Consider the following 11,705-nt stretch of genomic DNA (forward strand, 5'->3'; position numbering starts at 1 on the left):
CGGCCGGAGCCGCCCGGGACGGCGTTTCCACTGAACGGCCCGGCGCACGCGTGGGGCGGACCGGCACCTTCCGACGGATGAGGACCATGAGTCACCACATCGCCTTTCTCAACAACACCGGGTTCGGGCACGTGATGCCGACCATCGAGGTGGTCGCCGAACTGGTGCGCCGCGGCCACGAGGTCACCTACGTGACGGGCCACGCCCACGTGGACAAGGTCGAGCCCACCGGCGCCACCGTCCTGGGCTACGAATCGGTCCTGGACGGGGTGGACCTCACCGAGATGGTCACCGCGCAGGCCACCGCCCGGATGCCGTCGGTCTACCTGCGCGAGGGCCGCGAAGCGGTACGCACCCTCGAAGCCCACCTCGGCGACCGCCGCCCCGACCTGGTCATGTACGACCTGACCCTGTACCACGTGGGGCGCATCCTGGCCCGCAAGTGGGATGTGCCGGCCGTCGAGAGCTTCCCCGCCCTGGCGTCCAACAAGAGCTTCTCCCTGCTGGACAAGCTGATCGAGAAGATGGGCCCCGGCGACCCCGACAACCCCGCCCTGCTGGCCTTCCTGCGGGAACTGACGGCGCTGCTCGCGGAGAACGGCCAGAGCGACACCACGATCGAGGACCTCATGGGCCGCGAGGAAGCGCTCAACATCGTCTACTACACCCGCTCCTACCAGCCCGCGGGAGCCACCTTCGGCGACCACTACGTCTTCGTCGGGCCGTGCCTGGACACCGCCGCCGCCACCGAGCGGTGGACGCCGCCGGGCGACGGACGGCCGGTCATGCTGATCTCACTGGGCACCAGCGTCCACCGCCGCCCGGAGTTCTTCCGCAGGTGCGTCGAGACGTTCAAGGACCTGCCCTGGCACGTCGTCATGGCGGTCCACAAGGGCATCGACCCGGCGGAACTCGAACCGCTGCCGCCGAACATCGAAGTGCGCGCCTGGGTACCGCAGATGGCCGTACTGCGCGAGGCCGACGTCTTCATCTCCCACGCGGGCCTCGGCAGCATCATGAGCGCCCTGGCCACCGGCACCCCCATGGTGCTCCTGCCGGGCACCCCCGAGCACGAGATCAACGCCCAGCGAGTGGCCGAACTCGGACTCGGCCGGGTCATCCGCGACACCGCCCCCGGCCCGGAGCGGCTGCGCGCCGCGGTCCAGGACGTCACGGCCGACCTGATGACCCGCAAGCGGGCCGCCCGGATGCGCCGCGACATCGACGACGCCGGGGGAGGGGCGAGGGCGGCCGACGCGATCGAACGCCATCTGGCCGCCCACCCGGGACGGCGCACCGCACCCTGACGCGGCCACCCCTGTCCGGGAGCCTAGGGGTTGACCCCGCAGCGGGCGTCCACCACAGTTTCTGGAGAATGCAATTTCTTTTCGGCCCGGTCCGCTGAGGGCCTGACGGGTCCGGTCAGGACCCGAAATCTTGTGTCGCCCATAGCTGATCGCGACGGACGGATCGCATGACGGAGTATTTCGATTTCACCAGTCCCCTGCTGGAGACCCATCGGGTCGAATATTATGGGAACTTCCAGAAGAACGATCCGATCCACTGGACGCCCTACGGCTACTGGGTGCTGTTCCGCTACGACGACGCGCACACGCTGCTGCGCACCCCCGGCGTCTCCAGCAACTTCCCGGCCAACCCCAACTGGGCCGCCGCCCGCGGGGGTCCGAGCAGCCCGGCGGTGAAGTCCGCCCACCAGTGGATGCTGATGCAGGACGGCGCCGCCCACCGGCGGCTGCGCGGCAGCGTCGGCAAGCTGTTCTCGCCCCGCATGCTCGAACTGATGCGGACCCGTATCCCGCAGATCGTCTCCGGGCTGCTCGACGAGATCGGCGACGCCGGCGAGATCGACCTGATGAGCAGCATCGCGCTGCCGCTGCCGACCACGGTGGTCAGCGAACTGCTCGGGGTCCCCGAACAGGACCGCGAGATGTTCCGCAGCGTGACCGAGCCGATCGGCCAGCTCATCGACCGCGTCGTGTCACCGGAACGCCTCATCGCCATGAACAAGGCCGAGCCCAAGGCCCGCGCCTACGTCTACCGGCTGATCGAGAAGGCCCGGCAGGGCGAACCGGACAACACCCTGGCCTCGGTGATGGTCCGCGCGGACGACGACTTCACCGACGACGAGATCGCCGCCAACACCGCGCTGCTCTACAACGCCGGCTACGAGACGACGTCGAACCTGATCGGCAACGGGATGCTGGCGCTGCTCCAGCAGCCGGACGCCATGCGGGCCCTGCGCGACGACCCGTCCCTGATACCCACCGGCGTGGAGGAGCTGTCCCGCTTCTACCCCTCGGCCCGCTTCGTCGCCCGCATCCTCACCGAGGACCTGAAGATCCGCGAGACCGTGATCCCGGCCGGCGAGTGCGTGTTCGTGGCGTTCGACGCGGTGGGCCGCGACCCGGAACGCTATCCCGATCCGCACCGGCTGGACATGGCCCGTACCGGGGTGAAGTCACTCGCCTTCAGCGCCGGCCCGCACCACTGCATGGGCAAGGCGCTCGGACTGCTGGAGGTCAGCAGCCTGCTCACCGAGCTGTTCCGCCGCTACCGCAGCATCGAACTGGCCGGCCCCCCGAAGTACCACGGCCACTTCAACCTGCGCGCCCTGACCGAACTGCCGTTGCGGCTGCGCAAGTAGCCCGACGGGCGCCCTGCGCACCGCCGGACGCCCCGGCCCCCGGTCGGGGGAGGGGCGGGGCGTTCGCCGGGCCTCAGGCGTGCCGGCGGGCCAGCGGTATCCGGCCCGCGCCGTACTGCTCGGACTCGCGGGTGGCGATCCTGGGCCGCAGACCGGCGGGCAGGTCCTGCCGGCGCTGGATGTTCAGCTTGCGGTAGACCCGGGTCAGATGCTGCTCCACCGTGCTGATCGTGATGCACAGACTGCTGGAGATCTCCCGGTTGGTGCGGCCGAGCGCCGCCAGCTCGCTCACCCGGCGCTCGGCGTCCGACAGGTGGGCGAGCTTGTCGTCCATCCCGTCGTGCCGCTGCACCGCCGAGTCCCGCGAGACGTCCAGCAGTGCCACGCAGTGCGCGCCCTTGGCCTGGCACTCCTGCGTCAGATGCCGGGCCCGGCGCACCGCGACCCGCTGCTGCTCGCTGTCGCCCAGCGCCTGGTAGGCCTCCCCCAGATCGGCCTGCACCTCGGCGAGTTCCAGCTTCCTGCCGAGCCGCTGGAACATCTCGGCCGCCTTGTTGAGCAGCACGACCCGTTCCTGGGGCCGGCGGGTCAGCCCCAGCAGGCGCAGCGACGCGCCCCGGACGGTCGAATCGTGCGGGGTCAGCAGCGCGAGCTGCTCCTCGACCAGTCGGCCCGCCTTGTTGGTGTGGCCCAGGTGCAGCCACACCTCGGCGGCGCTGGACCGCCACGGGACCAGGGCCGGCCGGTCCAGCCGCCAGCTCGCCATCAGCTCCCCGCAGGCGACGAAGTCGTTCAGCGCCGCCTGGTACTGCCGGCGGGCCAGGCAGCAGCGGCCGCGGGCGTGCAGGTAGACCAGTCCGAAGGGCGTGCCGAACATCGCCTCCGGCACCGGCCGGTTGAGAATCCCGGTGGCGTCGGCGTGCTTGCCCATCCCGGTGACCGTGTGCAGCAGCGTCGCGTACGGTCCGCCGACCCGCACACCCCAGGCGTCCAGCGGCAGGTGGCCGATCGCCGCCTGCGCGTGGCGTTCCGCCGACGGCAGGTTGCCCTGCCGCAGCGCCACGGACGCGCGGGTCCAGGCGAAGGACGCCAGCCAGCCGGCCGTCCCGCGCGACTCCGCCTCGCCCAGCAGCCGGTCCGACCACACCTCGGCCTCCGACAGCCGGTCGGCGTGCACCAGCGTCCACAGCGCCATCGTGATGGGCGGGAAGGTGGCCTCCGACAGCGCACTGCCGTTGAGTATCTGCTTGGCGTCCGCCACCGCGCCCGGGTCGGCGCCGCGGGCCAGCGCGGTGTCGTACGCCGCCAGCGCCTTCAGCCGGTTGTTGGTGGCCAGCGCCGAGGTGGTCAGCGGCTGCCGCGCGGGTCGGCCCAGCACGTCGGACACCTTCTCGGCGAGCTGCGGGAACGTGCTGGACAGCAGACGCCGGATGACCTCGGCCTCGGTGTCGAGGTCCGGCTCGGCGACGGCCATGAGCTTGCCGAGCAGGTCCGGCAGTTCGTCGAACGCGTCCACCTGGCCGTTCCACAGCAGTGATTCGCACAGCCGCAGGGCCTTGCGGCCGGGGACGAGCCCGGCCCGCAGCGCCGCCAGGAGCTGCGGCACCCGGCGGCTGACCGCTTGCGGGCTGATGCGGCACTCGATCTCGGCGAGCGCGATGCCGATCGACGCGCGCTGCCGGTCGTCGGTGCTGAACCGGTGGCCCAGTTCGAGGTAGGTGCGGGCGGTCACGCTGCGGCCCTGCTGGAAGAGGGTGTCGGCGGCGCTGATCAGCGACTCGATCATCCACGGCTCGTCGGCCGACCCGGTGCTGAGCAGGTGCGCGGCCACCGCGGGGGCGGGCGCGTTCATCTCGTACAGCACCCGTGCTGCCCTGCGGTGCAGTGCGTCGCGCTCGCCGAGCGGCATGTCGCCCAGCACGGCCGCCGCGGTGGCCGGGTGCCGGAACCGGGTGCCGTCCAGAATGCCGGTCACCGTGAGTGCGTGCAGCGCCCGCGCGACCGTCTCGCGCGGCAGCCGCAGCAGCAGGGCGAGCACCTCCTGCGTCGCGCAGTCGCCCAGCAGCGCCAGACCGCGCGCGGTGCCGCGCAGCACCGGCTCCTCCGACGCGAGGCAGCGCACCACACTTTGTTCGAACGCCGAGCCCGGTACGGGCCCGTCGGTCCGCCCCGCCGGGTCCTCCCCCGCGCGGTCGCGCAGAAGTGCCTGAACGAGGGAGCAATTTCCCCCGGTCAATGCGTGGTATTCGGTTCCCAGTTCCTGGGCGAATGCGTGACCCGCCGTCACGGACACCATTTCTGCTACGCCTTGGAGGGACAGCGGGGGCAACCAGAGGGGATGCACGTTCGGTTGGCGCAGCAACTCGGTCTGGAGCGGGGAGTGCGGTCCGTTGTGACAGGCGCGTTCGGTCAGGATCGCCAGCACGCGCGACGCGTGGACACGGCGCAGGATGTGCTGGAGGTACTGAAGCGATTCCGGATCCGAGTGGTGAACATCGTCCACGCTCAACACGACCGTCTTGGTGCGGGAGAGGTCGAGAATGATGCGGACCAGTTCCAGCATCACCTGCGCGCGCGGTCGTTCGGCCGCGGAACCACCCGCCGGCCGGTGCCACTCGCTCAGCAGCTCCGCCGCCCGCTGCGCGTCCTTGGCCTCCAGGGAGGGGCTGTCGAACAGCTGGGTGAGGGCGGCGAGCGGCACCTTCTGCTCGGCGCCGGCACAGCTGGCGTTGAGGGTCACGCATCCTTCGCGTCTGACGACCTCGCCGAACTTCCGCAGCAAAGCGGTCTTCCCGTTGCCGACCGCGGCTGTGATAAGCGCGATTTGGCCGTTCCCGTTATGAGTATGTGCAAGGAGATCATTCAACGTGGAAAATTCACGGTCACGTTCGAAAAGCTCCATGTGTTTTACCCCCGTGTATACGCACGCCTGGCATGGTAAAACTCGTTTGGTATTTTCACTCGGCCGTGCACGTATTTATTAAAAGCCTGTTGTTTTCTTGTCGACTGCGGCACCGGGAGCCAGTCCGGCCACGTCGTCAACGTATCAGATCTGTCACAAGTTGTCTGCGGACGTTTTGGCTCGGGGGATCATTCGGTGTGACACGTGCAAACCTCGTGTTCACCCCGAATGCGGCAGTGATCGGACCGCGCTGACTGGGGGTCAGTATTAGACACAAGGAGCGGGAGCTGCGGAGGAAATGTGCAGGCCGCCGGTCGGAGGGCGTGCGGCGGGCGGTTCGCAATGGGGTGGGAATATCCGGCGCCGAACGCCTCGCGCGTGTTGCCGTGATTACATTGCGTGTGCGCCCGCGGCCGGTGCCGGCGGAGGTGAACTCCGTTGTGGGGTGCGTTTTGCGCTGCCGGCCGGGGAAGCGCCACCGGTGGTGACCGTCGGCGGGCGGGTCGCCAGGCCCTCTTTAGGGGGTGCTAGGGGTTTGCTTTTCGGACCCCGTTCCTGATGATATTGTCATAATTTCGGCTCGTCGTTGAGGTCAGGTGGATGCGCTTCGCCGCAGGCTCGAATTGCCGGACTTGACGGTTTCCCCGCTCCCGCTCCGCACATCGGCCCGAAGATGTCCCGGCGGAATGCGGTGCACTGTCCCGTCCGGCCCCGGAAACAGTCGATGTCCCGTATATTCGCATATCGACGAAATTGCCGGATTGCGGAATTCGACGCCGTACCGAGGGAGGAGCCTGCCATATGGGCCGATGGGCGGTTTCGCCCCGCGGTCTCATATGCCGAAGCACCCGTCGCCGTCCACCAGTAGAGGAGCACCAGCACCATGGCGAAGCCAGTCGAGGACGACAGCCTGTGGATTCGTCGGTTCCACCCTCGTCCGGACAGCGAGGTGCGGCTGGTGTGTCTGCCGCACGCCGGCGGATCCGCCAGTTTCTACTTTCCGATGTCGGACATGATGGGAACCTCGGTGGAGGTTCTTTCCGTCCAGTACCCGGGACGGCAGGACCGCCGCGCGGAGCCGTGCATATCCAGCATCCCCGAGCTGGCCGACCTGGTGGCCGCGGCTCTGGTGCCCTGGGCGGACCGGCCCCTGGTGTTCTTCGGGCACAGCATGGGCGCCACGCTCGGCTTCGAGGTCGCCCGGCGCCTGGAGCGCGACCACGGCATCGTCCTCGTCGGCCTGTTCGCCTCGGCCCGCCGCGCCCCCTCCCGCAAGCGCCACGAAACGGTCCACCAGCGCGACGACCGGGGCATCATCACCGAGTTGCAGCGGCTCAGCGGCACCAACTCGCAGATCATGGGTGATGAGGAACTGCTGCGCATGGTGCTGCCGGCGATCCGGGCCGACTACCGCGCCGCCGAGACCTACGAGTACGACCCGGGACCGAAGCTGCGGTGCCCGATCGTGAGCCTGGTGGGCGACGACGACCCCAAGGTGACGATGGACGAGGCGCGCGCGTGGGGCGAGCACACCGAGAGCAGCTTCGACTTCCAGGTCTTCCCCGGCGGCCACTTCTACCTGGCATCGCACCAGTCCGAGATCGTCAACGCGATATCCGATCATGTACTCACGCAACTGCGTCTGAAGCCCTCCCAGTGAGCGCTGGGGGGCGCGCGGCGGTTCAGGAGGGAAGTACGGGAATGCAGAACACCGGGAAGATCCTGCGGTTCGACGAGACCCGCGGTTACGGCTTCATCGCCCCGGAGAACGGTGACGAGGACGTTTTCGTCCACGCGAACGACCTGCTGGAAGAGAAGTATCTGTACCGGGCGGGACGTGCGGTCGAATTCTTCGTCGAATCGGGTGAGAAGGGGCCGAAGGCGTCCGAGGTGCGACTGATACGGACGTCCACCGCTTCGTCCCCCTTCTCCACCCCGGTCGCCTCGATCGGGTCGGCCGTCCCGGCGCCGGAGCCGGCGGAGCGGTCCGAACCGGTCGACGGCGCGCTGTGCGACGTGTTGTCGGCCGCCGAGCTGAGCGCCGAACTCACCGAGGTGCTGCTCGCGGCGGACGAGACGCTCACCGCGCGGCAGATCAAGCAAGTGCGCTCGTGCTTCCTGGCGTTGGCCCGGTCGCACAGCTGGACGGACGTCTGAGCCCTTCCGCCACCCGAGCCGCGGTCAGCCCTGCGCTGGCCGCGGCTTTCGCTTCCCCCACGCGTTCGGCCCTCGTTCTGCCCGGCGTCCTCGCCGGTCGCGGCCGCCGGGGGTAGGGGTGGGGAACCGCTGCGAAGCCGTCGTCCACTCCGCGGGCGCGGGCGTGTGCCGGTGCGGCGTTGACCAGGCGCGGCACCCGGAACGCGGTCCCGGCTTACCGGAGATCCGCCGGGACCTTCGTCGTACCATAGCCGCCCACTCCGCCCGAAATCCGAAATAATTAGTTATGCCGACAAGGCGTTTCGGTGAAATCGACTCATTTATCAAGAAGGCGTACGGATGGTTTTAGGGGGAGGCTATTCCGCCTTAGGGGTGGTCAATGTCCTGCCGCTCTGTGAACATTCTCGGGCACGAAGTCCCATCAATTCAGCGCAGAATTGGGAGAAGAAATATGAAGCGTGTTACCCGCGGAGTGCTGGCCGGCGCGGGCGTGGCTGTGGCCGTCGCCGTCGCCGTCGTCTCTGGCCCGGGCGCGGCCTTCGCCGCCACTCCCGCGACCTCCGTCGTCCCTGCGGACACCTGCACCTCCACCACGTCGGGCAACTCCGTCTCCGGTGGCTGCACCATCTCCACCGCGCTGGGTACCTTCGGCAGCACCTTCAGCGGCACCTTCGGCTCCAACGGCATGGGCTCGGGGACCATCGTTCTCCAGGGCGGCATCATCGGGAACATGAACGGCACCTGGAGCGGCGGCCCCTTCACCGGCGGCCCGGCGACCATCAACTACACCGTTCAGACCCCGGCCGGCCCGGTCAGCGGTTCGTTCCCCGTCACCGTCAACTGACCCGACGGACACCGCAGTCCGCACAGACGGCGGCCGGCCTCCCCGATCGGGGGGCCGGCCGCCGGCATGCGGTGCGACGGGTGCCGCTACCCCGCGCTGTAGGTGAGCAGGTCGCCGGGCTGGCAGCTGAGCACGCGGCAGACGGCGCTGAGGGTGCTGAACCGGATCGCCTTGGCCCGGTCGTTCTTGAGCACGGACAGGTTGACGACGGTGACGCCGACGCGTTCGGCGAGTTCGGCCAGCGTCATGTCGCGTTCGGCCAGCAGGCGGTCCAGCTGGACCTCGATCCGGTGCGGCTCCTCCGGCGGCATCAGACCAGCCCGTCGGTGTCGTCCCGCAGTCGGGTCCCGCTGCGGAAGGCCGCGGCCGCCGCGGCGATGAGGATCGCCAGGACCACCGGAAGCATGCTCAAGTGGTAGGAGGACTGGACGGCCGACGCCACCGGCGTCCCCTTGACCAGGAACTTCGTGGTGATCACGTCCAGCGCCGGGGTGAGGACGCCGATCAGCAGCACGAGGGCGGCGACCAGGCCGAGGCGCCGCGCGTTGCGGGGCACGAAGAAGTCGCCGTCCCGGAAGGTGCGGGCCGTCCTCAGCAGGATCTCGAAGACCTGGAGCAGCAGCAGGCCGCCGACCAGGGCGGGCAGTACGAGCAGCAGGCGGTCGCCGACGCCGGGGTGGGCGAAGGTCAGCGCCGCGGTCGAGGTGCCGTGCAGCGTCACGGCTCCGTGGGCCACCGCGTCGGGCACCCGCGTGGTGGCGTCGATGCGGACCGTGCGGGTCGTGTCCATCGCCGGCAGGGGACCGGTCACGCCCAGGATGGGGAACAGGACGCGGAAGAGCCCCACCAGCAGCAGGGCCAGTCCCAGGGTCATCTCCAGGACGGGATTGCCGACCCGGGACCATGTTGTGGTGGTCATGCCTCCACCTTCCGTTGGCATATCGTTTCTCGATGGTATCGCAAAACGATATGGCCCGCCACCGTGTCCCGCCGCCGGGCCGCCGCGGCCCCGGGGGAGGGCGGGTCGCCCGGGGCCGCGGCTGAGGGGGTGTCAGTGCCAGGTGTCGTTCCGGGTCATCGCGCTCGTCCCGGTCGTCAGGGCGTTGTTGTCGCCGCTCTCCCAGGTCACCGAGCCGTCGGGGTTCTTCATGATGTACTTGTACTGCACCGCGGTGTCGGCCGGCAGTTGCACGGTGGCGTCCCACACCGGGTAGGCGGCGGACGACAGCGGGATCGCCTTGCCGGTGTCCCAGCCGCCCAGCGCGGCCACCGAACCGGTCACGTAGACGTTCTGGCCGAAGGTCGTCGTGGCGTTCACCTTGAAGTCGACGTTCACCGCGGAGGGCGGCGGAGGCGTGGTGCCGCCGCCGGACACCAGGGAGTCGGCGTCGATCGCGACGGCGCTCATGCCCGGTACGTCGGCGGTCGTGTCGCCCGCGGAGTCGACGGTGACCGTGGGGCCGTCACACGTTCCGCCGGTGACCGTGCCGTGGACGACGTCGCAGTAGGTGCCGGCGGGCAGCCCGGTGGCGAAGGTGCGGCTGAAGTCGCCGCTCTCCTTGTTGATCGCCACGAAGCCGGCCGAACCGCGGCTGAACGCGATCCGGTTGCTGCCGTCGCTCCACCAGTTGCCCACGGCCGCGCTGCCGACCGCGTTGTGCCAGCCGACCATGCCGACCATCGCCGGATCGCGGTCGAAGCAGGTCCACCCGTTGCCGCACGAGGTGTCGGTGACGTGGCCGGCGGAGTCGGCGGGCGGTGAGTCGTCGCTGTTGTTGAACGTGAACCCGGAGTAGACCTGCGGCGTGCCGTAGTTCCAGGCCAGCATGAAGACGTTGGCCAGTGTGTAGTCGGCGCCGTCCTTGTAGCTGAGGGAGTTGCCGTTGCGTTCGGTGTCGTGGTTGGTGACGAACGCCAGCGCCTTGTCACTGGGGTTCATCCCGCTCCAGCTGTCGCCGAAGTTCTCCAGGGCGGAGATGTTCCCGGAACCGAACTCCTGCTTGAGGTAGATCCCGAACTGGAAGTCGAGCACGTCGCCGTCGCCGTAGTACTGGCTCGGCTGCACCACGTCGTCGGCCCCGTAGATCACCTCCTGGTACATCTGCGGCGAACCGGTCAGCCGGGACTCGATCGCGGCGAGGTCGGCCGGGTCGATCTGCTTGGCCGAGTCCACCCGGAAGCCGTCGACGCCCATCGCCGTGAGGCTGTTGAGGTAGCCGGCCAGCTCACCCTGGACGTAGGAGGAACCGGTGTTGAGGTCGGCCAGACCCACCAGTTCGCAGTTCCAGACGTTGCGCGTGCTGCTCGTCCAGTCGCTGTCGTGGATCGTGCCGTCGGAGTTGCCGCAGTCGTTCGGGTAGTGGTGGAAGTCCTGGCTCTGGTAGATCCCGGGGTAGTCGTACTTGGTGAAGCTCGCCCCGCCGTAACTGGCACTGCCCTGGCCGGTCATGTGGTTGATCACCGCGTCCACGATCACCTTCACCCCGGCGTTGTGGCAGGCGGTGACCATCGACTGGAACTGTGCGGCGTCGCCCATCCGGCTGGTGAGGTTGTAGTCGGTCGGCTGGTAGACCTCCCACCACGGGTGTCCGGAGACGGATATCGAGTCCTGCGGCGGAGCCACCTCGACGCTGCCGTATCCGTCAGGGCCCAGCACATCGGCGCACTCCGAGGCCACCGAGGGCCAGTTCCACTCGAAGAGGTTCGCGCTGACGTCGTGGCTCCCGTCGTGCGGCCCGGTCACCGCCGGTGCCGGTGCCGCGACGGCCGTCGCACCGGGCACCGCGGCCAGCGCGGCGAAGGCGAGCGAGACCGCGGCGCAACCGGCCATGACCGTGCGCCGCACCGGGCGTCTGCGTGATCTGTTCCCGAGCATGCGTCAACTCCCTTGCCGGGGCCCGCCGTCACACGTTGCCGACGTCCTGCGGCGAGCCGGCGTCACCGCGCCCGGACCGGACGCGGCGGCCGGCGGCCCACGCGCCGGACCGCCGGGGGAGGCCCCGGAGCCGCACGGCGGCCGGGTTCCCGAACAGGAGCGTCCAGCGGGCCCGGAGCCGCGTCAAGAAGCCGTGCGGAAGCGTCCGAAAGACGCCGACCGGGACCCGGGGAAGGGGCCGGGCGGCGGGCCGCGCCACGAC

General features: G+C 69.4%; 9 protein-coding genes. 5 read left to right on the forward strand and 4 right to left on the reverse strand.

What is annotated here, in order from left to right:
* The first annotated feature begins 86 nt into the window (after window positions 1-86).
* Complete coding sequence (locus tag POF43_RS22600; protein WP_271321939.1) at window positions 87-1,307, forward strand: macrolide family glycosyltransferase; 1,221 nt, start codon at window positions 87-89, stop codon at window positions 1,305-1,307.
* Window positions 1,308-1,474: 167 nt separating this feature from the next.
* A complete protein-coding gene (locus POF43_RS22605) occupies window positions 1,475-2,665 on the forward strand; it encodes a cytochrome P450 (protein ID WP_271313533.1) in 1,191 nt (396 codons plus the stop codon).
* Window positions 2,666-2,738: 73 nt separating this feature from the next.
* Here POF43_RS22605 and POF43_RS22610 read toward each other — a convergent pair whose 3' ends face one another.
* The gene (locus POF43_RS22610; RefSeq protein ID WP_271321940.1) at window positions 2,739-5,567 is read right to left on the reverse strand and encodes a helix-turn-helix transcriptional regulator; all 2,829 of its coding nucleotides are present in this window, start codon (window positions 5,565-5,567) and stop codon (window positions 2,739-2,741) included.
* Window positions 5,568-6,450: 883 nt separating this feature from the next.
* Between POF43_RS22610 and POF43_RS22615 the strand changes: the two genes are divergently transcribed.
* From POF43_RS22615 to POF43_RS22625, 3 genes are all read left to right on the forward strand, one after another.
* Complete coding sequence (locus POF43_RS22615; RefSeq protein WP_271313535.1) at window positions 6,451-7,227, forward strand: thioesterase II family protein; 777 nt, start codon at window positions 6,451-6,453, stop codon at window positions 7,225-7,227.
* Window positions 7,228-7,268: 41 nt separating this feature from the next.
* Window positions 7,269-7,724 carry a cold-shock protein gene (locus POF43_RS22620; protein WP_271313536.1) on the forward strand — a complete coding sequence of 152 codons (456 nt, stop codon included), beginning with the start codon at window positions 7,269-7,271 and terminating at the stop codon, window positions 7,722-7,724.
* A gap of 451 nt (window positions 7,725-8,175) precedes the next feature.
* On the forward strand, window positions 8,176-8,568 hold the full coding sequence (locus POF43_RS22625; RefSeq protein ID WP_271313537.1) for a hypothetical protein: 393 nt from the start codon (window positions 8,176-8,178) through the stop codon (window positions 8,566-8,568).
* Window positions 8,569-8,654: 86 nt separating this feature from the next.
* On the opposite strand, the gene POF43_RS22630 is transcribed toward POF43_RS22625, so the two are convergent.
* The 3 genes from POF43_RS22630 to POF43_RS22640 form a co-directional block, all read right to left on the reverse strand.
* Window positions 8,655-8,879 (reverse strand): helix-turn-helix domain-containing protein, encoded by a 225-nt coding sequence (locus POF43_RS22630; protein ID WP_271313538.1) that lies wholly within the window; start codon window positions 8,877-8,879, stop codon window positions 8,655-8,657.
* Complete coding sequence (locus tag POF43_RS22635) at window positions 8,879-9,487, reverse strand: DUF2975 domain-containing protein (RefSeq protein ID WP_271321941.1); 609 nt, start codon at window positions 9,485-9,487, stop codon at window positions 8,879-8,881. Before POF43_RS22635 ends, POF43_RS22630 begins: the two co-directional genes overlap by 1 nt.
* 132 nt (window positions 9,488-9,619) lie before the next feature.
* Window positions 9,620-11,443 (reverse strand): carbohydrate-binding module family 20 domain-containing protein, encoded by a 1,824-nt coding sequence (locus tag POF43_RS22640; protein WP_271321942.1) that lies wholly within the window; start codon window positions 11,441-11,443, stop codon window positions 9,620-9,622.
* Window positions 11,444-11,705 lie beyond the last annotated feature (262 nt).

This window comes from Streptantibioticus silvisoli (assembly GCF_027947535.2).
In the GTDB taxonomy this organism is placed as follows: Bacteria; Actinomycetota; Actinomycetes; order Streptomycetales; family Streptomycetaceae; genus Streptantibioticus_C; species Streptantibioticus_C silvisoli.